This is a genomic window from Bacillus sp. FSL M7-0307 (assembly GCF_038627835.1).
In the GTDB taxonomy this organism is placed as follows: domain Bacteria; phylum Bacillota; class Bacilli; order Bacillales; family Bacillaceae; genus Bacillus; species Bacillus altitudinis.
The window spans coordinates 1786326-1809867 of sequence record NZ_CP152023.1 but is presented as its reverse complement, the minus strand read 5'-3'; the positions used below and the strand labels follow the sequence as shown (position 1 = coordinate 1809867).

General features: G+C 40.7%; 22 protein-coding genes. 18 read left to right on the top strand and 4 right to left on the bottom strand.

What is annotated here, in order from left to right:
• Positions 1 to 139: 139 nt before the first annotated feature.
• The 9 genes from MHI41_RS09175 (at position 140) to MHI41_RS09135 (ending at position 11708) form a co-directional block, all read left to right on the top strand.
• Entirely contained in the window at positions 140 to 1396 is a 1257-nt protein-coding gene (locus MHI41_RS09175) for an ABC transporter substrate-binding protein (RefSeq protein WP_342494736.1), read from the top strand.
• A gap of 30 nt (positions 1397 to 1426) precedes the next feature.
• A complete protein-coding gene (locus tag MHI41_RS09170; RefSeq protein WP_007499266.1) occupies positions 1427 to 2359 on the top strand; it encodes a sugar ABC transporter permease in 933 nt (310 codons plus the stop codon).
• Positions 2359 to 3189, top strand: a complete 831-nt coding sequence (locus MHI41_RS09165; protein WP_007499267.1) for a carbohydrate ABC transporter permease — start codon at positions 2359 to 2361, stop codon at positions 3187 to 3189. Before MHI41_RS09170 ends, MHI41_RS09165 begins: the two co-directional genes overlap by 1 nt.
• Before the next feature lie 31 nt (positions 3190 to 3220).
• Positions 3221 to 4552, top strand: a complete 1332-nt coding sequence (locus MHI41_RS09160; RefSeq protein ID WP_342494735.1) for an alpha-glucosidase/alpha-galactosidase — start codon at positions 3221 to 3223, stop codon at positions 4550 to 4552.
• A gap of 373 nt (positions 4553 to 4925) precedes the next feature.
• A complete protein-coding gene (locus MHI41_RS09155; protein WP_025207429.1) occupies positions 4926 to 6386 on the top strand; it encodes a CoA-acylating methylmalonate-semialdehyde dehydrogenase in 1461 nt (486 codons plus the stop codon).
• Between the two features lie 223 nt (positions 6387 to 6609).
• Positions 6610 to 8154 (top strand): glycoside hydrolase family 43 protein, encoded by a 1545-nt coding sequence (locus tag MHI41_RS09150; protein WP_035391887.1) that lies wholly within the window; start codon positions 6610 to 6612, stop codon positions 8152 to 8154.
• A 41-nt stretch (positions 8155 to 8195) separates the two neighbouring features.
• The gene (locus MHI41_RS09145; protein WP_026050098.1) at positions 8196 to 9464 is read left to right on the top strand and encodes a glycoside hydrolase family 30 beta sandwich domain-containing protein; all 1269 of its coding nucleotides are present in this window, start codon (positions 8196 to 8198) and stop codon (positions 9462 to 9464) included.
• A gap of 130 nt (positions 9465 to 9594) precedes the next feature.
• Positions 9595 to 10302, top strand: coding sequence for a response regulator transcription factor (locus MHI41_RS09140; RefSeq protein ID WP_282833680.1), 708 nt, complete (start codon positions 9595 to 9597; stop codon positions 10300 to 10302).
• A gap of 2 nt (positions 10303 to 10304) precedes the next feature.
• Positions 10305 to 11708, top strand: coding sequence for a HAMP domain-containing sensor histidine kinase (locus tag MHI41_RS09135; protein ID WP_282833679.1), 1404 nt, complete (start codon positions 10305 to 10307; stop codon positions 11706 to 11708).
• A gap of 54 nt (positions 11709 to 11762) precedes the next feature.
• Here MHI41_RS09135 and MHI41_RS09130 read toward each other — a convergent pair whose 3' ends face one another.
• A complete protein-coding gene (locus tag MHI41_RS09130) occupies positions 11763 to 12071 on the bottom strand; it encodes a DUF4870 domain-containing protein (protein ID WP_007499277.1) in 309 nt (102 codons plus the stop codon).
• Positions 12072 to 12444: 373 nt separating this feature from the next.
• Here MHI41_RS09130 and MHI41_RS09125 point away from each other — a divergent pair, with 373 nt between their 5' ends.
• The 5 genes from MHI41_RS09125 to MHI41_RS09105 all read left to right on the top strand — a co-directional run bounded on the left by MHI41_RS09125 (position 12445) and on the right by MHI41_RS09105 (position 18378).
• The gene (locus tag MHI41_RS09125; protein ID WP_144680422.1) at positions 12445 to 13287 is read left to right on the top strand and encodes a PRD domain-containing protein; all 843 of its coding nucleotides are present in this window, start codon (positions 12445 to 12447) and stop codon (positions 13285 to 13287) included.
• Positions 13288 to 13405: 118 nt separating this feature from the next.
• Entirely contained in the window at positions 13406 to 15298 is a 1893-nt protein-coding gene (locus tag MHI41_RS09120; RefSeq protein WP_282833678.1) for a beta-glucoside-specific PTS transporter subunit IIABC, read from the top strand.
• A 23-nt stretch (positions 15299 to 15321) separates the two neighbouring features.
• Positions 15322 to 16788 (top strand): family 1 glycosylhydrolase, encoded by a 1467-nt coding sequence (locus tag MHI41_RS09115; RefSeq protein WP_282833677.1) that lies wholly within the window; start codon positions 15322 to 15324, stop codon positions 16786 to 16788.
• Between the two features lie 235 nt (positions 16789 to 17023).
• Positions 17024 to 17425, top strand: coding sequence for a MerR family transcriptional regulator (locus MHI41_RS09110; RefSeq protein ID WP_017367349.1), 402 nt, complete (start codon positions 17024 to 17026; stop codon positions 17423 to 17425).
• 26 nt (positions 17426 to 17451) lie between these two features.
• A complete protein-coding gene (locus MHI41_RS09105) occupies positions 17452 to 18378 on the top strand; it encodes an alpha/beta hydrolase (RefSeq protein WP_282833676.1) in 927 nt (308 codons plus the stop codon).
• 341 nt (positions 18379 to 18719) lie between these two features.
• On the opposite strand, the gene MHI41_RS09100 is transcribed toward MHI41_RS09105, so the two are convergent.
• Positions 18720 to 19184 (bottom strand): pentapeptide repeat-containing protein, encoded by a 465-nt coding sequence (locus MHI41_RS09100; RefSeq protein ID WP_253718751.1) that lies wholly within the window; start codon positions 19182 to 19184, stop codon positions 18720 to 18722.
• 81 nt (positions 19185 to 19265) lie between these two features.
• Here MHI41_RS09100 and MHI41_RS09095 point away from each other — a divergent pair, with 81 nt between their 5' ends.
• Both MHI41_RS09095 and MHI41_RS09090 read left to right on the top strand, forming a co-directional pair.
• Positions 19266 to 19655 carry a hypothetical protein gene (locus MHI41_RS09095; protein WP_172793293.1) on the top strand — a complete coding sequence of 130 codons (390 nt, stop codon included), beginning with the start codon at positions 19266 to 19268 and terminating at the stop codon, positions 19653 to 19655.
• A complete protein-coding gene (locus tag MHI41_RS09090) occupies positions 19652 to 20797 on the top strand; it encodes a choline esterase (protein WP_058337217.1) in 1146 nt (381 codons plus the stop codon). Before MHI41_RS09095 ends, MHI41_RS09090 begins: the two co-directional genes overlap by 4 nt.
• Before the next feature lie 115 nt (positions 20798 to 20912).
• Here MHI41_RS09090 and MHI41_RS09085 read toward each other — a convergent pair whose 3' ends face one another.
• Both MHI41_RS09085 and MHI41_RS09080 read right to left on the bottom strand, forming a co-directional pair.
• Positions 20913 to 21224 (bottom strand): monooxygenase, encoded by a 312-nt coding sequence (locus tag MHI41_RS09085; RefSeq protein ID WP_058337218.1) that lies wholly within the window; start codon positions 21222 to 21224, stop codon positions 20913 to 20915.
• A gap of 11 nt (positions 21225 to 21235) precedes the next feature.
• The gene (locus MHI41_RS09080; RefSeq protein WP_342494734.1) at positions 21236 to 22159 is read right to left on the bottom strand and encodes a DsbA family protein; all 924 of its coding nucleotides are present in this window, start codon (positions 22157 to 22159) and stop codon (positions 21236 to 21238) included.
• 181 nt (positions 22160 to 22340) lie between these two features.
• Here MHI41_RS09080 and MHI41_RS09075 point away from each other — a divergent pair, with 181 nt between their 5' ends.
• Both MHI41_RS09075 and MHI41_RS09070 read left to right on the top strand, forming a co-directional pair.
• Positions 22341 to 22910, top strand: a complete 570-nt coding sequence (locus tag MHI41_RS09075; protein ID WP_212356292.1) for a TetR/AcrR family transcriptional regulator — start codon at positions 22341 to 22343, stop codon at positions 22908 to 22910.
• Between the two features lie 72 nt (positions 22911 to 22982).
• Complete coding sequence (locus tag MHI41_RS09070; protein ID WP_058337221.1) at positions 22983 to 23408, top strand: MarR family winged helix-turn-helix transcriptional regulator; 426 nt, start codon at positions 22983 to 22985, stop codon at positions 23406 to 23408.
• The last annotated feature ends 134 nt before the right edge of the window (positions 23409 to 23542 follow it).

Below are 23542 nucleotides of genomic sequence, written 5' to 3'. Positions count from 1 at the left end.
CGCAGTTCACCCAATTGCTCTCTTATCTCTTTGAAAAGAATAGAATAGAATTCCAGTATAATGGACTTCTTTTGTTTCCGCAACCGCATGAATTCTACCGATAATCGTCTGAATTTTCAGTAATCAAAAGGAGGAAACGATGAGTAAAAAAATTCTGATGCTGTGTGTAGCTCTAGCTTTGTCGATGATCTTGTCTGCTTGCGGCAATAACGGTGCGTCTGAAGCAAACGGGAAAGTGACCTTGACTCTATTCTCCACAATGAGTAACAGCGGGGAGAGAAAGGCATTTGAAGAAGTGATCCGTGATTTTGAAAAAGAACATCAAAACATCCGAATTGATGCCAACTTCCCTGGCAACAGCTATGAAGATATGATACGCGTCAAAATGGGGGCAAACGATATGCCAGACCTATTTGATACACACGGCTGGGCCAAACTGCGATATAGCGAATACGTGGCTGATCTAAAGGAGATGGAATGGGTAAAACAACTCGATCCTTCACTCGATCAAATTTTAAAAGACAAAGATGGCAAAGTCTATGCCTATCCGCTGAACCAAGCAAAAGACGGACTTAGTTTTAATGCCAATCTATTAAAAGAATATGGCATTAAAGTTCCAAAAACACTGGATGAATTGAAAAGTGCTTTACAAACTGTCAAAGAAAAAAGTAAAGGGGAAGTGGTGCCACTCTGGATTCCAGGAGGAGATAATTCAAATATTGCCCAAGTCTTTGATGAGCTGGCAACGCCTTTACTCATTACCGATCAAAAACATCAATACGGAAAAGACCTTGAAAATGGATCATTTGATTGGTCTCACTATACACCGCTTGCACAGTTTATGAAGGAGCTGAAAGATCAAGACCTTTTAAACAAAGATGTACTCACTGCGAAACTATCCCAAGCACCTGAGCTGATGGCACAAAACAAAATCGCTTTCACCTTTGTGGGAGGATCTTTAGGACCTGAGGCGACTGAACTCAATCAATCGATCAAAGTAGGCACCATGCCCGTACCAGCTATTCATGAAGGAGATGAGCAAAGCTGGATTGGCGGGGAACGCTTTACTGTTGCGGCATGGAAAGACTCAAAGCATCTAAAAGAAGCAAAACAATTCATTGACTTTTTAGCAAAGCCTGAAAACGCAAAAAAAATCGCAGAGGGCACTTCCTCTGAAACGGCTTTAAAAGAAGTCAAAGCCAAAAACTATTACTCTATATTTTACGAGCAATATGAAGATATTAAGATTGAACCCTATTTTGATCGGAAATACTTACCGAGCGGCATGTGGGCTGTCATGGCAACGACCGGTCAAGAATTATTAGCAGGCTCCATCACACCGGAACAACTATCGAAGAAAATGGAAGAGGAATATAAGCGTCTGAAAAAACAATAGCAGGCTCATGCTGAAACAGGAGTGAAGCCAATGAGTGACATCACAAAAGAAAAACAGGCGGCGACATTTACCTCTTTTCCAAAACAGAAGATGAAAAATAGCCAAAATTCTTCACTTTGGTGGATGTATCTGCCTGCTGTTCTCGTTGTCAGTGCCTTTATCATTTATCCCTTTTTTAACGGGATTCAGCTTTCTTTTACAAATTGGAACGGTTTCTCACAACAGTATGAGTGGATCGGACTGGATCAATACAAACGACTACTGCAAGATCCAACCACATGGCTTGTTGTGAAAAATACCCTTCTTTACGGCATCGGGAGCACCATCTTACAAAATATGATTGGTCTTGGATATGCACTCTTATTAAATCAAAGTTTAAAGATGAGAGCCATCACAAGAACGGTGATCTATTTACCCGTCATGATCAGCCCGATTGCTATGGGCTATATTTGGTATTTTGTCTTTGCGTACCAAGGTGGTGCTTTAAACGACGTTGTTACCTTTTTTGGATTTGATCCAATGAACGCACTTGGTAATCCGCAGCTAAACACTTGGATCATTGTGTTTGTGAATACGTATCAATTCGTCGGGATTGCCATGATCATTTATTTAGCAGGACTCCAAAGCATACCTAAAGATTATTATGAAGCAGCACAACTCGACGGAGCTTCAGGTCTTCAGCAATTTTGGCGCATCACATTACCGCTTTTAATGCCATCTATCACCATCAATGTTGTGCTCAATGTGATCGGTGGACTTAAATTATTTGATGTCATTGTCGCCCTCACTGGCGGAGGACCCGGAGATTCCTCGCAATCGATGTCGACTTTTATGTATGATCTGTATTTCAAACGGCAGGATGCAGGCTATGCAGCGACGCAAGGTGTCTTCATGGCTATTATCATCCTTGTCGTTAGTGTCGCAGCGCTCATTTATTTCAAACGAAAGGAGACCGAGGTGTGATGGATAACGCCTATAAACGAAAGAAAAGATGGTACTCCTTACTCGCCCTTTTGATCACATTGCTGCACCTGATTCCATTTTATATTTTAGTCACGACCTCTCTAAAGGGGATAGGAGATTTTAGCTCAAAATGGTTGTTCCCATCAACGCTTCATTTTGAAAACTTTCTGATGGCATGGACAGATGCTCAGCTTGGCCAGTCCTTTTTGAATACAGTGATCATTACGTTTAGCTCGGCTGCCCTACTCATCATCTTTGGATCACTTGCCGCCTATCCGCTTGCAAGAAGAGGAACAAAGCTGAATCAAGCGGTGTATCTCTTATTCATTGCCATTATGGTCATACCGCCGCTCACAGCCCTTGTCCCTTTATACAAAATGGTTGTACAAATTGGCATGATGAATACTTATCAAATCGCTATTTTAAACAATGTTGCTGCTTTTTTGCCACTGACGATTTTTCTATATGCCGGTTTTATCCGGTCGACGATTCCAAAGGAGCTTGAAGAAGCCGCTCGTATTGATGGCGCGGGAACACTCAGAGTCTTTTTCACCGTCGTTTTTCCGTTGCTGAAGCCGATTACCGCTTCTGTTTTAATCATTGCCTGTGTGTATATTTGGAACGACTATCAATTTGCCATCTTCTTTCTGCAAGATAAAGAGATGCATACACTTACAGTCGCCTTATCCAATTTCTTTGGTCAAAATCAACACCAGCTCCAGCTCGTTGGCGCCGCTGCTCTCATTGCGATGCTGCCAATGGTCACGATGTTTTTACTTTTGCAAAAATACTTTATCGCAGGGCTGTCTCAAGGCTCTGTTAAAGGGTAATCCAACCTTGATGTAAAAAGGAGTGTCGTCTATGTCTAAAATTACATTTATCGGTGCAGGAAGTACCGTGTTTGCTAAAAATATATTAGGAGATTGTCTGTTCGTTCCCGCACTTGCCGGCTTTGAATTTGCGTTATATGATATCGATCACAACCGGCTGAAAGAATCAGAAACGATGCTGCGTCACTTAAAAGAGAACTACGGTGCACATGTGACCATTCAGTCCTATCACAACCGGAAAGAAGCCTTAAAGAATGCGAAATATGTCATCAATGCCATCCAGGTGGGAGGCTATCAGCCAAGCACTGTCATTGATTTTGAGATTCCAAAAAAATATGGATTAAGACAAACGATTGCGGATACGGTTGGCATCGGCGGCATTTTCCGTTCACTTCGAACCATTCCTGTGATGCTGGACTTCGCAAAGGATATGGAAGAGGTATGTCCACACGCTTTATTGTTAAATTACACGAATCCAATGGCCACACTGACTGGCGCTATGCTGCGTTATACTCGGGTTCAAACGGTTGGTCTTTGCCATAGCGTACAGGTGTGTACGAAAGATTTATTTCAATCACTTGAAATGGACCATGAAGGCATTGAAGAAAAAATTGCCGGCATTAACCACATGGCATGGTTATTAGAAGTGAAACGGGACGGTCAAGACTTATATCCAGAAATCAAAAAAAGAGCAAAAGAAAAACAAAAAACGCGGCATCCTGATATGGTTCGTTTTGAACTAATGGATAAATTCGGCTACTATGTCACCGAATCCTCAGAGCACAATGCAGAATATCATCCGTATTTTATCAAATCTCGTTATCCAGAACTGATTGGACAGTTTAACATTCCGCTCGATGAATATCCAAGTCGCTGCGAGGAACAAATCAACAATTGGAATACGATGAAGCATGACCTTGTGGGAAACACACAGATCACACATACGCGCTCTAAAGAATATGGTTCACGTATCATTGAAGCGATTGAAACGAACGTTCCCTTTAAATTTGGTGGAAATGTACTGAACACAGGTGGACTCATTCACAATCTTCCTGAAAAAGCCTGTGTAGAAGTACCGTGTGTCGCCGACCGGAGCGGTATCATGCCATGTTATATCGGAGAGATACCTGAACAATTGGCAGGACTCAACCGGACCAATATCAGCTCACAGCTCATGACGATTGAAGCTGCAATCAGCGGCAAAAAAGAACACATTTACCAAGCGGCATTATTAGACCCGCATACAAGTGCTGAATTATCAATTGATGACACCATCAAACTATGTAATGAATTAATTGAAGCACACGGGGAGATGCTCCCGGCTTATACAGAGCCGAGTCAATACGCAATTTCTTCTAAATAACTAAAATAAACGGTCTTAGCCTGATGCACCTGGCATCAGGCTTTTTTAGATCAACAAACTGATCATTGACTGAAAGCGTTTTTAATATTATGATTTTTCTAAAGTTAACCAACAGTTAACCAAAAACATATCATCAATTAATTAACATGATCATGCCACATGACACACAGACAAAACGACCTAAAAGGGGGACAGATCTGCGGAACCAAAGAAGCTGAAAGGTATAGACTTCACATGTTTTATCAGAACGTAAAGCAAAACTGTGGTTTCATTTGACAAAGAGTGTATACAGATGAAGACCCCTTAGATGAGACAATGACGATAAATCAACACACGACTGCATCACAATCCAAACAAAGAGGAGAGAGGGAACATGACCAAAACAGATGTACAAACGTTGAAAAATTATATTGGCGGACAATGGGTGGACGCCGAAACGAACCAAACGGAAGCTGTTTATAATCCAGCTACTGGCGAAGTCATCGCAGAAGTACCACTTTCAACAAAAACGGATGTAGAACATGCAGTCCAAGCTGCACAAGAAGCGTTCACCACTTGGTCTAAAACAGCTGTTCCCCGGCGCGCACGTATCTTATTTAAATACCAACAGTTACTCGTTGAGAAATGGGATGAGTTAGCTGAACTCGTCACGCTGGAAAACGGAAAAAGTGTAACAGAAGCAAAAGGAGAGGTGCAGCGAGGAATTGAATGTGTGGAATTTGCCGCTGGTGCACCAACCTTAATGATGGGGAAACAACTACCTGATATTGCGACTGGTCTAGAGTCTGGCATGTACCGCTACCCAATTGGCGTCATCGGCGGCATTACCCCGTTTAACTTTCCGATGATGGTCCCATGCTGGATGTTCCCGCTTGCCATCGCTTGCGGAAATACATTTGTTTTAAAGCCTTCAGAACGGACGCCAATCCTTGCTGCACGGTTAGCAGAACTATTTGAAGAAGCGGGACTTCCAAAAGGTGTGCTCAACATTGTCAATGGCGCTCACGATGTAGTAAACGGTCTTCTTGAACATGAAAAGGTAAAAGCCATTTCGTTTGTCGGCTCTCAGCCAGTCGCAGAATACGTCTATAAAAAAGGGACATCACATGGTAAACGTGTACAAGCACTTGCCGGTGCAAAAAATCACTCTATCGTCTTGAAAGATGCTGATTTAGAATCAGCCACAAAACAAATCATTGGCGCTGCTTTTGGATCAGCAGGTGAACGCTGCATGGCAGCAGCCGTTGTCGCAGTGGAAGAAGACGTGGCGGACGACTTGATTCAACAATTGGTCGATGAATCCAACCAGCTTGTCATCGGAAACGGAATAAATAAAGATGTCTTTCTCGGACCAGTCATTCGGAAAGAGCATAAAGAACGAACTCTTCAATATATTCAATCAGGAATTGAAGAAGGCGCAAGCCTGATTCGTGATGGCAGACAAGATAACGAAACAAATGGAGAAGGGTATTTTGTCGGACCAACGATCTTTGATCATGTCACAAATCAAATGAAAATCTGGCAGGACGAGATTTTTGCCCCAGTCTTATCCATTGTCCGTGTCTCATCACTCGCAGAAGCAATCGACCTGTCCAATCAATCAAAATTCGCAAACGGTGCCTGCCTATACACAGACAGCGCTTCAAGCATAAGAGAATTTCGTGAAAACATCGAAGCCGGCATGTTAGGCATTAACATTGGTGTCCCTGCTCCAATGGCTTTCTTCCCATTTTCCGGCTGGAAAGACTCCTTCTACGGAGACTTGCACGCCAATGGGACAGATGGAGTAGAGTTTTACACGAGAAAGAAAATGGTGACCGCTCGTTATATGTAGCCTACATTTATTGAACATTGAGGAAGAATGCAGCTCCGTCATGGAGACTGCATTTTTTTGTTGTCTTCTAGTTAAAAAGTAAGGGTTTTCATCGCACTCTTTACAGGGATTCACAGGGAGAAATCATTCTTTGTATTCATTCTTCATCACGAAACATCAACATAATTTGAAATTGGGCCTAAACCCCAATATCAGGAAGATGAAAACAGGAGGAAATGACACGATGAGGACGAGGATGAAGTGCAGCGTTTGTTTATTGATTTTCACTTTGGTACTGAGTTGTTTGCCGGTATATGAAGCGAATGCGGCAAGCACTCCTATTGCCAAGCAAGTAGGAAATGCAAACCCGCTCATTGACCATCACTTAGGAGCAGACCCGTTTGCGCTTACCTATAACGGAAGAGTGTACCTTTATATGTCGAGTGATGACTATGAATATCAAAGCAACGGAACGATTAAGGACAATTCATTTGCGAATCTGAATAGAGTATTCGTCATCTCTTCGGCGGATATGGTCAACTGGACCGATCACGGAGCGATTCCAGTAGCTGGGGCAAATGGGGCAAATGGCGGCAGAGGCATTGCCAAATGGGCAGGCGCTTCTTGGGCTCCAGCCGCTGCTGTAAAGAAGATCAATGGAAAGGATAAATTTTTCCTTTATTTCGCTAACAGCGGCGGAGGGATAGGTGTCCTTACAGCAGACAGCCCGATTGGCCCATGGACTGATCCAATTGGGAAAGCGCTCGTTACGCCAAGTACACCTGGCATGTCCGGAGTTGTATGGCTTTTTGATCCGGCCGTATTTGTAGATGATGACGGTACTGGCTATCTATATGCCGGCGGAGGCGTTCCAGGCGGTTCCAATCCAACGCAGGGACAATGGGCAAATCCTAAAACAGCAAGAGTCCTGAAGCTAGGTGCTGATATGACAAGTGTGGCCAGTAGCGCATCCACCATTGATGCTCCTTTTATGTTTGAAGATTCGGGGATGCATAAGTATAACGGAACCTATTACTATTCCTATTGCATCAACTTTGGCGGCTCTCATCCTGCTGATAAACCACCTGGTGAAATCGGCTATATGACGAGCTCAAGTCCGATGGGACCCTTCACGTATAAAGGACACTTTCTAAAAAATCCGGGTGCTTTTTTTGGTGGCGGCGGTAACAACCATCATGCGGTGTTCAATTTTAAAAATGAGTGGTATGTGGTGTATCATACGCAAACCGTTAGCTCTGCTTTATACGGGGCCGGCAAGGGTTACCGCTCTCCACATATTAATAAGCTTGTGCATAATGCAGATGGCTCCCTTCGAGAAGTAGCAGCCAATTATGAAGGAGTGAAACAGCTATCTAATCTGAATCCATATCAACGTGTTGAAGCTGAAACATTCGCTTGGAATGGACGCATTTTGACCGAAGCCTCGTCAGCACCAGGAGGACCAGTGAATAACCAGCATGTCACCAACATTCAAAACGGCGATTGGGTGGCTTTAGGGAATGTAGACTTTGGTTCAAATGGCGCTAGAACATTTAAAGCCAATGTCGCATCGACAGTAGGCGGGAAAATAGAAGTACGCCTTGGCAGCGCAAACGGCAGACTGGTCGGTACACTTGATGTTCCTTCCACCGGTGGAACACAAAACTGGCGGGAAATAGAAACAGCGATTAACGGCGCATCCGGTGTGCACAACGTATTTTTTGTCTTTACCGGAACAGGCGGGGGAAATCTATTCCAATTTGATTCTTGGCAGTTTACTCAAAGGTAGAGAATAAAGGTGCTTAAATGTTTGATAGAGGAGTGGGGAATTTGATGTCATGTATAAAAAAACCAATGCTTGCTTTATTGGTGTGTTTCACCATGCTGTCTGTCATGTTCATTGGACCCGGAGCAGCTGAGGTATCAGCAGCCAGTGACGCAAACATTAACCTCAACGCAGAAAGACAAGTGATTCGTGGTTTTGGCGGAATGAACCACCCAGCTTGGATTGGTGATTTGACAGCGCCACAAAGGGAAACCGCCTTTGGCAATGGACAAAATCAGTTAGGGTTTTCCATTCTTAGAATATATGTAGACGAAAACAGAAACAATTGGAGCAGAGAAGTCGCGACGGCCAAACGAGCGATCGAGCATGGCGCTTTAGTCATCGCTTCCCCTTGGAATCCTCCAAGCAGTATGGTTGAAACATTTAACCGGAATGGATCACCTGCCAAGCGGCTTAAATACAATCAATACGCAGCATATGCTCAGCATCTGAATGATTTTGTCACTTACATGAAGAACAACGGAGTCAATCTTTATGCGATTTCTGTTCAAAACGAGCCCGATTATGCACACGAATGGACATGGTGGACGCCTCAGGAAATCCTGCGTTTCATGAGAGAAAATGCCGGCTCCATTAATGCACGTGTGATTGCACCAGAATCCTTTCAATACCTGAAGAATATCTCAGATCCTATCTTAAACGATCCGCAGGCGCTTAGAAATATGGACATTCTCGGCGCTCATCTATACGGGACCCAAATCAGTCAGCTTCCGTATCCTCTTTTCAAACAAAAAGGAGGGGGAAAAGAGCTATGGATGACAGAGGTCTACTACCCGAATAGTGATAACAATTCAGCGGACCGCTGGCCTGAGGCATTAGGGGTATCAGAGCATATTCACCATTCAATGGTGGAAGGGGACTTTCAGGCGTATGTGTGGTGGTACATTAGGAGATCATACGGTCCTATGAAGGAAGATGGAATGATTAGCAAACGTGGATACAACATGGCGCATTTCTCCAAGTTTGTGCGTCCAGGGTACGTCAGAATTGATGCAACGAAAAGCCCTGAACCGAATGTTTTCGTCTCAGCCTACAAAGGAAACAATCAGGTCGTCATTGTGGCGATTAATAAAAACAATGCAGGGGTCAATCAACACTTCGTCGTGCAAAATGGCTCCGTTTCTCAGGCGTCTAGATGGGTGACGAGCGGCAGCAGCAACCTTCAACCTGGAACTGACTTAAACATATCAGGAAATCAATTTTGGGCTCATCTCCCTGCTCAAAGTGTGACAACATTTGTGGTCAAACGCTAGAGAAACACGAAAAGCCAATTTTCTCATTCAAAAAGAAAATTGGCTTTTTTCTGTGTAAATAGTAAGTTGATTTTTCACGACGTCAACACTTTGGGTATAATAATAACAATGACTTAGGAGAGTGATCATCATGCCAAAGGTTCAAAGCAAAGTATTGATTATAGATGACGAAAAAGAAATTTTAGAATTAATCCATACCGTATTAACAAGAGAAGGCATTGACCAGGTGTTAACAGCTTCAACTGCCCGTGATGGGCTTTCGCTATTTCATCAAGAACAACCAGATCTCATCATACTGGATATTATGCTGCCAGACGGTGAAGGCTACGATATTTGCAAACAAATCAGAGATGTCTCGCATGTTCCGATTATCTTTTTATCAGCAAAGGGAGAGGAATCAGACAAAATTGTAGGACTTGCCATTGGCGGCGATGATTACATTACAAAACCGTTCAGTCCAAAAGAAGTCGCCTACCGGGTAAAAGCCCAGCTAAGACGGTCATCATACTTACAGCCTTCTCAAGAGGAGCCCGTGATCAAAAAAGGCCCATTTGAGTTAAACGAGCAGCAAGCCGAACTGACGAAAAACGGGGCGGCGATTGAGCTCACTCCGAAAGAACTTATGTTAATGACTTATTTCTTGCAGCATCCGAATCGCGTGATCAGTAAAGAAACGCTTTATCAAACGGTTTGGGGTGAGGATTTCTTCGGTTCTGATAATACGGTAATGGTTCATATACGAAGACTTCGGGAAAAAATAGAAAATTCCCCATCTACACCAGAATTTCTCGTGACGGTCAAAGGGCTTGGCTATAAATTTGTTGTAAAGGATGCATAAAGATGAAATGGCGATTAACAGGCAGATACATGGTCTCTGTCATTATCGTGACCATTATCACGGTCTTTATTAACTTATTTGGATTCATGATATGGCTTGTACTACAAGCAAGCAGTCAGCAAAACGAAGAAAATACGCCGGAAACCTTTACAAGAACATTTGAACAATACATCACCTTGTCTGATCAAGATATCACTGTGAGTAAAGAAGGACAGCAAGCTTTAAAACAACAAAATGCGTGGATTCAAATATTAGACGAAAATGGACAAGACGTCTATCATGCACTAGCACCTAAAGGCTTAAAGAGCAAATACACACCTATAGAAATCGTGAACTTACATAAATATAAAGATAAGCAATTGATGTCGACTATTTATGCTGGGGGGAAAAACGGAAAGGGCAAGGAATACAGCTACTTTATCGGATTTAAGGACCCTTCCATCGGAAAATATTTATTTTCTTTTGATACGAAAGAATTAATATCGCAATTCAATATCGGGACGATGATTTTATTATCGATTGATGCCATCATTGCCTTATTCATTGGATACTTATTCAGCCGGCAGCTCATCAAACCGCTCGGCCGTGCCATTTACGGCATCCAGAGGCTCGCAAACGGAGATTATACGACGAAGCTGCCAACGAAGGGGATATATAAAGATGTGTTCTATAATGTCAATCACTTATCAGAGCAGCTCGCTTCAAGCCAAAAAGAAAAAGACAAATTAGAGCAAATGCGAGAAGAGTGGATCAGTCATATTTCTCATGATATTAAAACACCATTATCCTCTATTCAAGGCTATGCAGAAATCATGAAAGATCCAAATTATCCTCTTTCAAATCAAGACATTAGACATTATGCCAGCATCATAGAGAATAAATCACTGTACATCAAAGATGTGATGGAGGATCTAAATTTAACAACAAGGCTAAAAAATAACGACGTGATGTTGCATAAAGAGCTTGTGAACATTGTGCCATTGCTGCGTGAAACGTTAATTGATATCCTCAACGATTCGAGATATGCAGATCAGACCATTGAGCTACAAACGAATGTAGACAAGCTGATGCTGAATATTGATACGATCCTCATACGAAGAGCGGTCACCAATCTCATTTTAAATGCCCTTGTTCACAATGATGCTGATGTGAAAATCATTGTACAGCTTGAACAAAAAGAACATACCCACATCACCATTCAAGACAACGGCAAAGGAATTGAAGAGGCAGAGCTAGAAAAAGTGTTTGACCGCTACTATAGAGGGACGAATACTGGAGGGACACATGCAGGCTCAGGTCTTGGAATGGCGATTGCAAAAGATATCATCCAAAAACACGGCGGGGATATTACGATACAAAGTATGATAGGGGAAGGAACAACAATTGATATCCAATTACCCGCTTGAACGGACATACAAAAAAACGGTTCTGCTCAATCACAGAACCGTTTTTTCTAACTCTTATTCTGAAAACACTTTTATGCCTTTCACAATGTTCCAAATGAAGAAGTAGATCGCCACAAGGAATGTCACAGCATACGTTGCAATTAAGAACGGACCAGCATGACTGATATCGTTCATGCCAAGTAAACCTGAACCGGCAATACCAAGACCGAAAATCAAATAAGGAATAATATGTGTCCATAGTGATTTTTTTGCATGGTATTTCACTTCGTCTTTTCCTAAGAAATAAACGATAATCGGAAATAGAAACGGTGCAAAAAAGATACTGAAGTAACATAATGAAGACAAAATTTTATTTTCTCTCAAAGCTTTTCACCTCTATGATTGATTTAGAAGAGGGGACCATTTGACTCATCCCTCAATTCCTTACAAACCCATTGTACAACCTCAACCTTAACTTGTATTAATCCGAACCTTACAGCAACCTTAAATATGTTAAACTGTAAAATGACAAGGAAAGATAAAATGATTCTGGGTATTTCAATCTATTTTTTCAGAAAAAATAGTTGACTTTGGTCATCCCTCTATTTAAAATAAAGTCGTAACCGATGCAGGAGTGTTACTGATATGATCAGGCACCACCAAGTCAGGTAAACAGTTTGTACATTTGTACGTTGTTTGCTGAGATTTTGGTGTTTTTTTATGCTTTTTTTAGCATTTTAGGTAAGGTGGGATGAGGATGTTCACCGTCGTTAAAGTTTTAAATAATAATATCGTATTAGCTCTAACAGAGGCTCAAAATGAAGTCGTTGTGTTTGGAACAGGAATAGGTTTTAAAAAGAAGAAAGGTGATACACTTGATGAGAGCGCTGTCAGTAAGACATTTTATTCTGATCAGACGTCTCCATTAGAATCTCAACTTGCCGCTATCCCAACTGATATCCTTTTATTAACTGAAAAAATCATTCGCGTAGGCGAAGAGATGTTGAATAAGAAGTTAGGTTCCAGCGTGCTCTTTTCGCTATCCGATCATCTCACCTTCGCTATTCAAAGGCACGAAGAAAAAATGGCGTATGAAAACCCCATTGTGTGGGAAATTCCACATCTCTATTTTCAAGAATATCAAGTCGGGAAAAAAGCACTGACAATTATTCAAAAGATGATGGGCATTTCTTTTGAAGATACTGAAGCTTCACTCATTGCCCTGCATTTTGTAAACGCTCAAATAGATGGTCAGTCTATGGGAGACACCATTAAGATGACTCACCTCACGAAAGAAATCGTCAAAATCATTCAAAATATTTTCGAGATGATATTGGATAAATCATCCATTAATTATTCGAGGTTTATTACCCACTTGAGATATTTTATTGTCAGGCAGGAAACCAATCAACCACCGCAGCAGATGGATGACTCGTTAAAAGAATTAATACAGGATCGTTATATGAAGAGTTATGCCTGCGGATTGATCATCAAAGAAATGTTAAAACGAGAATTCAATTGGAATGTGACAGAAGACGAACTTGTTTTTTTAGTCATCCATATTGAGAGAATCACAAAGGAACACCAAAAAAATAAATGATTTCTTTTAGGCGTGTTATGAAAAAGCATTAACCTAAACAAATCTCCATGAGAAAGAATGATCTTTTCTATGGTGGATTTTGTTTAGGTTTTTTTTGTGAAAATGAAGGGGTGAAAGCATGGAAAACAAAGAATTGGCTGGAAAAATTGTGAAATTAATTGGTGGAACCGAAAATATATCTCAAAGTTGGCATTGTATCACACGGCTAAGATTTAATCTCAACGATGAAAGTCAGGTAAAAGTAGATGAGCTGAAAACATTAGAGGGTGTTTTAGGTGCTCAATTCCAAAGTGGACAGTTCCAAGTCATTATTGGAGCAAAGGTAGCAGAGGTTTATGAGGAAATCGATCATCTGGCAGGTCATAGCAGCAATAATTCTGCTCCTGTTAAAAACACGTCAAAGATGAACCCAATTGAAGTCGTATTCGATGTGATCAGCGGGATTTTCACACCTATTTTGCCAGCGATTGTTGGTAGTGGATTGATCAAAGGGATCATGGCACTGTTCGTTAGCTTAGGCTGGCTGACGGAGACAAGTTCTACCTATCAAGTACTTCAAATTTTTTCAAATGCTGTCTTTTACTTTTTACCTTTCCTCATTGCTTATTCGGCAGCGAAGAAATTTAAAACGCGAGAATCTCTTGCGCTCGCATTAGCAGGGATTTTACTATATCCAACGATGATCGAAGGTGCAGCAAAAGGAGCAGACCCGTTAAGTTTTTTAGGGTTAAGTATTCCACTAAATAATTACACATCTTCTGTATTACCAATTATTTTAGGTGTGCTATTACTAAGTTTTGTCGATAAGTGGATAACAAAAGCGATCCCAAAATCCTTAAGTATCGTATTTACACCGGTACTGAGCCTGATGATCACGGCTCCTCTTACACTGGCTTTTATCGCTCCTATTGGGAACGTTTCTGGGCAATATTTAGAAATCTTTTTCACGTCTTTGTTCAATTTCGCTGGTCCGATTGCCGGTTTATTAATGGGAGGTTTGATGCCACTCATTGTGTTAACTGGAATGCATTACGCATTCTTCCCAAGCACGTTAGCCAGCTTTGAAAAAGTGGGTTACGATATCATGCTGCTTCCGATGAATTTCATTGCGAATATGGCACAAGCAGGCGCTGTGTTAGGTGTCATCATCCGCACCAAGCGGGTAGAAACAAGGTCTTTAGCGCTTTCAACATTGCTTCCTAGTTTCTTCGGGATCACAGAACCAGCCATTTATGGAGTCACACTTAGACTAAAAAAGCCTTTTTATGCTTCATTAATTGGCGGCGCAGTCGGTGGATGTTTTTACGGTTTATTTTCAGTTAAAACAACAGCCTTTTCTATTCCAGGCATTACTTCACTACCAACTTACATTATGAAAGGGACAAATAATTTTCAGCTGGCTCTGATTGGAATCGCCCTTAGCTTCATCGTGTCACTTCTCATCACCATTCTCCTTGGATTTCAGGAGTCTGTCACGGCCGCTAACGAGCAAGCAGCAGAAAAGCCAAATCACACTGAGAGTACAGAGAATCAACAAATGTCTAAGCAAACAAACCCTTATGAAGTTCAAGCACCTATGAGTGGAAAGGTCATTCCTTTATCTGAAGTGAATGATTCCGTGTTCTCAAGTGAAATGATGGGGAAGGGAGTCGCAATTTTGCCTGATAAGGGGGTGGTACAAGCACCGTTCTCAGGAAAAGTAGTGACTGTTACACCTACTAAACATGCCATCGGACTCGTTTCAGATGATGGGATTGAATTATTGATCCACGTGGGGATTGATACCGTCAGCCTAAATGGCCAATTCTTTGATGTACTGGTAAAAGAGGGCGATGAGATGAAGACGGGGGATCATTTATTATCGTTTGATATAGAAGGAATTCAATCAAACCATTTAGATGTAGTGACACCTATTATCGTCACAAATTCAACGCAATACCTTGATGTGATTCATACAGGTGACGCTCATGTCACCGCAGGTCAAAATAAGCTCTTAATGCTTATTCACTAATATAAAGAGAAGGGATGATTGAAATGAAGAATGTAAAAAAAGGATTTTCAGATGATTTTTTATGGGGTGGCGCAACTGCTGCCAATCAAATAGAAGGCGCATACTTAGAAGGTGGCAAGGGCCTGTCGACGTCAGACTTTGCTGCATATAAAGATCCTTATGAAAAAGGAAAAGTGAACAACTTTACTTTCGATGTGAGTTCAGCTGAATTAACAAGATACAAGGAACAACCCGATGAATTTGATTTCCCGAAAAGACGCGGAATCGATTTTTACCATCGATATGAAAAGGATATTGCACTATTTGCAGAGATGGGCTTTAAAGTGTTTCGCTTGTCTATTTCATGGGCAAGAATCTTTCCAACTGGTTTAGAAGACAAGCCGAACGAAGAAGGATTGGCTTTTTACGATAACGTATTTGATGAGTGTGCGAAATATGGAATTGAACCGCTAGTCACGATGTCTCACTATGAAATGCCGATTACTTTAACAGAGAAATATAATGGCTGGATGAGTAGAGAGCTTGTCCCGTTGTTTGAAAAATATGCCCGCGCCATTTTAGAAAGATATAAAAATAAAGTGAAGTATTGGATTACATTCAATGAAATGAATATGAACCTCAATAGCCTTTACACCGGTGCTGGAATTTTAGAGGACCTAGTAGACCATAAATTACAGGCTGCGTATCAAGCATCACATCACCAATTTATCGCCAGCGCTCTCACAGTGAAGGCTGCAAAAGAAATCATTCCACATGCACAAATTGGCTGTATGATTAACCAAATTGAAGCCTATGCAAAAACAACGAAACCAGAGGACCAGCTGCAAGCGGTAAAATCAAACCAATTGAATATGTTCTATCCGGATGTTCAAGCTAGAGGTGAATATCCAACATACATGGTGAAATATTTTGCTGACAACGACATCAAACTTGATATCGAAGAGCAGGATGAGCAAATTTTGAAAGAGGGCATCGTTGATTTTGTGGCGATCAGCTACTATATGTCCCACGTAGCAGAAGCGCGAGAAGATGCAGCAGAGCTAGCGGGTACATTTGATAGTCCAATTAAAAATGAGCATTTGGAGTTATCACAATGGGATTGGCCAATTGATCCAATGGGGCTGCGCATTTCATTAATTAAACTGTATGACAGATACCAAAAACCTTTATTTGTTTGTGAAAACGGACTTGGCGCAAGAGATACATTGACACCAGACAGAGAAATTCACGACGATTATCGAATTGATTATTTAAAACAACATATTGAACAGATGAAAGAAGCAGTCAAAGAAGGTGTCGACTTAATGGGGTATACACCATGGGGTTGTATTGACTTAATTAGCTGCGGAACATCTCAAATGAGTAAACGCTATGGTTTGATCTATGTAGATCAAGACGACAGAGGGAATGGGACATTAAATCGTTACAAAAAAGATTCCTTCTACTGGTACAAAAAAGTGATTGAAACAAATGGGGAAGATTTATCATAATCCAGATGGAATGATGATGACACCATTGCATCCGCCTTAATTGGCCGGGTGCGATGGTGTTTTTTTGTTTACCGAAAAGTAACCTCAATTATGTCATAGCAAGCACTAGAGATCTCTTCGCTACAATCATTTGATAACAAAAGTTGGCCGAAAAATGTTTCACCTTGACCTTGAAGTATAGTTCAACCTTTATAATGTACATATAGTAAAACAAAATAATAAAAAAGGAGTAACGATGGAGTTGATGACTAGAGGAGAACTTGCCAAAAAAACAGGAGTAAGTCCTGCCGCAATTCGTTACTATGAAGAGCACAACATATTACCTGCTCCAAGACGACGTTCAAACGGTTACAGATTCTATACAGACGACTATGTTGTGAAAATTCAATTGATCAAAGATGCGAAAACGCTCGGTTATTCATTAAAGGAAATAGCTGAAATTATGGACATGCTAAGTCAAGACATAGACCTTGATACCCTAAGACAAATTGTCCATCTTAAACATGAAGAAATTGAAAAGAAAATTAAAAGCCTTCGTCTCATTCAAGACCTTTTATCTAACTTATTAAAAACCCCTGAGAAAAAAGTACAAGTCTACCTGGAATCATTTCGTGTTCCGAAGCAGGATGATCAATAAACCTATTGAGTGAAGGAGAGAAAAAAATGAGCGTAGAAATGTATCATGGTGAACGTTCTAAAGAAAGTATTCAATTTGAAACATTATTCGCTTCGCAAAGTAATAAAGAGAGTTTTTCTAGTATCGAACAGACAAAAAAATTTCTTGAGCAAAAAGGAATTGAAAATACGAAGCCTTATGCCATTGGGGAGGATGTAAAGTTAATCAGTGAGGTACAAGAGCAGACATTCGAAGGCATGCAAGTTTTCACATTGAATGAACAAGCATCACAAAATCAAAAAGTCATTCTCTATCTACATGGTGGCGCGTGGACAAATCAGCCTTTGAATGTCCATTGGTGGTTCATGGATAAAATGGCGAAATCACTAGGTGCGAAAGTAGTCGCCCCTATTTACCCAAAAGTGCCTCATTATAGCAACCAGGATACGTATCCGAAAATTCTTAACCTATATAAAGACCTTCTGAAAACTGCTGAAAGTGCCAATCAATTGACGATCATGGGAGATTCAGCTGGCGGAAACATCTCACTTGGTCTTGCGCACCTTTTAAAGAAGGAAGATCTGCCGCAGCCAAAGGATATCGTGTTACTATCTGCGTGTGTGGATATGAGCATGAGCAACCCTCTCATTTTTGAATATGCAAAAAAGGACCCGATTCTAGGTCATGAAGGAATGGAAGTCATCACAAAATTGTGGGCAGCTGATCAAAGTCTCACAGATCCATTGATTAGTCCGATTTACGGTGACTTTAAAGGGCTCGGGAAGATCACTCATTTTATCGGAACACATGATATGTTATATCCAGATGCCATAAAGCTCGATGAAAAACTATCAGAACAAGGAATGGACATCAAAACCTTTGTTTATCCTGAAATGCTGCATGTGTTTGTTGTCATGCCAATTCCAGAAGCGGCAGATGCTCTGAAGAAAATCATTCAAGTGATCAATCGTTAGGGATTTAGTTCACACCTAGAAAGGGTACATGTTCTGATGTAAATAGGCGAAAAGGCTGCTTACTTGAAAGCAGCCTTTTTCAATTGAATATGAAATACGTTCTGAATGGCAATTCACTACAGATTAAACGGTCTTTTGGCTGGTTAGTAAAGGAGAGTGAAGCTATAAATGATAAGAAGATGATGATATGTACAATCATAGGCTGTTTTTTCCCCATTCAGTTCATCACCTCATGTTTGGTATAATACATACGAGCAGTGAGGTGAAAGGGGAATGAAATGAAAACGTTTGATCTATCACAAGAAGATATCGAATTAATAGGAAAAGAGATGTAGCAAACGCTACATGTGATCCTTGCTACATCCAAGATGACTGAAAAAGCGTTCAACAAAAGCGGCCCCATGTATGTTCTCCATATATTTCGTGTTAAAAATATACTGTTCCATTTGTTCAAGCTTCCGCAGACTCCGCACTATTATTTTCCGATCATGGTCAGACAGAGTAGGATCATCATCTATCTTCTCTAAGGCCTTTTTCACTCGTGCAGATACATGTTCAACATATAAATGGTTTTTGGATGCTGGCGGAATACATGCCGCTAGGTCACAGCCTATAAAACGAACACCATCAAGGGTGCAGTTTTCAAAATTGGCGATCAGCTTTTGTTTGCCATTTCCCTCAAACGTTATATCTATTAGCTTACCAGCAAAGGTACAATTGACGATGTTCGCTGCCTGTAAAACACGGTCATTGAATCTACAATTAGAGAAAGTACAATCGATAAACGTAGCATTCTCCAATGTCATTCCCCTCATATCGCAGGAAGAAAATTCGCAATTGGTGAAGACAGCTTCGTTTTTGCCAATGCCCACAGAGCGCAAGTCTGAATGACTAAAAGTACAATGATCAATCGTACTACCGGCAAAAAATCTCGCATTCGTCAGATCACACGTATCAAATACAAGATGATCCAAGTGACAGCTCCAAAAATAGGAGAACGAATATTTGAGTTGATGATTGTCGTTCTGCTAATTGTTTCGTTTTCATACCTGGCAACATCAGAAAATGTTTCGTTGTCTACTGATATACCAGACTCAAGTCTTCTCATCGCTATCACCCTATCATTTCTTCAGAAATTTTTCACCATCATGATGTCCATTCAGCAAGTTCATTTTCTCTTAGCGCTTGTCTTTGACTCAAGATTATATCACAATACGATACTCAGCCAGCAAAGAACCGATATTCATTTTCATGATGAAAGGGGCATAAAAGAATGAAAAGGTATGACACATTTCCAGAACCAATCGGTAGCTACATAGTCGGCCGAATCCAGATGGATTTTGAGTATACGGCATCAGATCAATCCAAAAGAGAACTGACCGCATTTATGTACTATCCATCTGATAGCAGTGAAGGAAAGACTCCATCCACATACATGTTTCCTGAAGTCTACGAAATGCTTCATGACCAGCCGCTTGTCACTGAGTATTTGAAGGAAATAAAGTTCTTCTCTATCGATATCAAAACGCATTGTTATGACGATCTGGCTCTTTCTCGGAAGGAAGAGCGCTATCCAGTGGTATTCTATGTTTGTGGCGGGGGTGGTTCACCTGAATGGGGCACAGCCATCTGTACAGATATGGCAAGCCAAGGGTATGTTGTCGTCAGTATCGGCCATCAGGATAGCACCATGTACAAACGGAAAGATGGGAAGCTGTTGAATGTATCAAAGGGTTTTTCGGAAGTCATTAAGGCGTTTTCTGAAGATCCAGAGATGATAACACTGGCAGGTAAGATGAATATGCGCCCTGACGATGAAACGGCTATTGAGATGTGCCGTAACATCCTTTCCTTGCCAATCATTAACGAGTTAACAAGATATAGTGAACGACAGGCAGAAGATGTAAGGTACGTAGCCGATCATCTTCACAAACTAAACTCTGGAGAATGGAAGTCCATTTTTCATGACAGACTGCTACTCGACACTGGCATGGGTATCGCTGGACATTCTTATGGCGGACCTACAGCGGTTATGGTTTGCCGGGATGACGACCGGTTTGTCTGCGGGGCTGGCTTAGATAGTGGTGCATTTGGCCTTCTCGACAGCGACCTCAATAAACCCTTTTTGCTCCTGTTTTCTGAACCGAATTATAATATGAATGCGATCATTGGTGACAACAATAGCATGGAAACTTATTATTTCACTGTTGATGGTGCTGCACATTTAGATTACTGTGACATCGTGTTTACCGGTGTAGATGAGGAACTTAGAGGCACAAGAGATGCATTAGAGATGCATCATCTTGTGACGGACTATACGAAGACGTTTTTTGATCATTACATCCTGCAAAAGGCTACACATGTAGAAACCCTATCATATGATGGTGTAGACTTAATTAAAAAAACAAGCAACAAGTGAGCTAGGGGAAACTGCTGATCATAACATTTTAATGAATCGGTTTAAAGTTGAATATCTTACTTCATTCATAAGAAAAAAGAGCAGTCAACAACCGCTCTTTTTTCGTGTGTTAATCTTAATGCGTTTTTAATGGACCTTTTGTGATATGAGTCAGCTCAGAATTTATGTCAAAGATTTTCGCATTGATGTCTGTTATGCCAAAGCTAGTGATTCTTTTAGCATGCATATCGAGATATGTTTGAGCTTCTTCTTTTGTTTCAAATAAATAAATTCCGCCAGCCTCATTTTTTTCAGGATTCTCCGTCCATATCTTCCATATGAACCCATCCTCTTCATTAATACTTCTCGCTAAATCAGAAAACTCTTTTGCCAATTCATCTCCGAAAGGGCCATTCATCTTAAAATCCACTTGTAATACGTAAGCCATCGCCATTCTCCTTATGTTGAAGTTGTGAAATACTGTTCTCCTAGAGCTTCTTTCATATGAAACGGTACTTGTGAAAGTTCTTTCTCCATAAAAGTCTGCACACCCGATTGATCAATATCGTACATCACTTCAATCTCTTTAGAGAATAGACATTTTTCTTTTTCGAGTAAGGCAGAAACCGCTGGTAGCTTTTTCGGTTGAAGCTCTTCTGTGTTTAAAGCTTGCTTTAATCCATCCACATAGACGTCTAATGGTCGACCACCCGTGATTTTAACTCCTTTATTTTCTTCATTGACGAAGATGATGGTCGGAAAACCTCTTGCACCGAGGTCTCGAACAAGAGCAAAATCTTGATTTAATAAGTCTTGTCCGCTATGGAGCTCCGCTTCATGTAAAATCTCATCTCCGTTCAATCCAAGGTTGTTGACGATATCAATCAAAACTGCAATATCCGATATATTTTGATTGAATGCAAATAGCGCTTCTCTTGCACGGCGTAAAAACGTATAGGCTTGTTCATCACCGTGATGTTTTTGAATCACTTTGAACACACGAGAGGACGGGTAGGAGGATTGAACAGGATTGTCAATCATTAAGGACCCATCAATTGGCATGCGAGAATGTTCTCCGACTTCTCTCCAGTGACCCGCAACATCAGCAGGCTTATAAATTCCGTTCGCAGGATCAATTGGACCGTCATGCCATTTCTCTAGCAGTCCACCTAACACAGTCTGGAAATGAAAATAATGTCCGTATTGCTCTTTAAATCGGCGCAGGACAGGTTCAATTGCCCAGCAATGAGAACAAATTGGATCTGTTACATAGTAGAGCGTAATGTTTTTTTTAGGTTGGTGAAAGTCAATGACCTGAATATCTTCTTCACCTACACCGCATACACCAGTTTCTAAATCACAAAACATGTCATTATTTTTCAAGTTGTTTCCTCCTTAATTTTTCAGGAAAAAATGTGTCCTGATCAGTTGTTTGAATCAAGTCATCATTTGCTTTACAATTGAATCTTAAGACAGAATGAGTGAGATCAACACCAATAATTTCTTCAATTTGTTGTTTATCCGACAGATTCAAGCATGTGTTTAAAAAGAAGGGGGGAAGAAGATGACGCAGCCAAAGACAGATCCGCGTGTATTAAGAACGCGCAAATTAATCATGGAGTCTTTCATGAAGCTTTCATCGAAAAAGGAATTTAAGGATATTACGGTGAAAGATGTGACAGCAGAAGCCATGATTAACCGAGCCACGTTTTATTATCATTTTGAGGATAAATACGATTTATTAGATAAAACACTCTCAGAAGTATTGTCGATTAATTTAGAAAGTATCAATTTTAACAATAGTAAACTAGATGAAGATACAATGATGAATATTTTTAAAGCGCTAGCCAGTTTCCAACAATCTCTGCATAACCGCTGCCAAGTAGAATATGAAACTGAACTTGCTCCAATTGTTCGAGAACAGCTTGAAATTATTTTTTATCAGTTGTTAGTGAATCAATATACAAATGTCGAAAAGCAAGTGTTGAAGGTCACGGCTGTTTTTTTAAGCTGGGGAATTCACGGAGCTTCTGTTGAGTGGAGAAAAAATAGTTCGCACATATCTTCAGAAGAATTTATCAAATCAACATTGCCGTATATCATGTCAGGAATTGATTTTAAGCATAACATGTAGACAATTTGACAATGTTTAACCGCTCCACTAATATAAATGCTATAGCATATAAAATGATTAGAGGGTGTTTACATGAAGTTACATGATTTAATAGGTTATCTCGTTCATCGCACTGATGTGAAAATGACGAATTATTTTACGAATAGGTTAAAGCCATACGGTGTTACACCAGAGCAGTGGAGTATTATTAGTATTCTTAGCCGTGAAAAAGGCTCAACTCAAAAAGAATTGGCAGAAGGCATTGATAAAAATCAAACCACTGTCGTAAGAATGATCCAGTCAATGGAACGAAAAGGGCTTGTCAAAAAAATCTATAATGAACAAGACCGGCGCTCGCATCACCTGTTTTTAACAGAAAAAGGGGACGAGATCAAAAAGGCGATTCTTCCTGTCGTCATGGATGCACATCGAACTGTGACAAATCAATTAAGCGATGAAGAGATTGAACAATTAAAATTACTTTTAAACAAATTATTCTATTCAGACTATCCATCTTGATAAATCTGTAAGGTAGAAACAACCTCTATTTTTGCACGATATATGCTATGACATATAAATTTCATCCATTCAATGTGGAAGTGAGATTTTATTAAGATGGCCCCAGAAACCGGTGTCCATTAAGCGACCCTTTC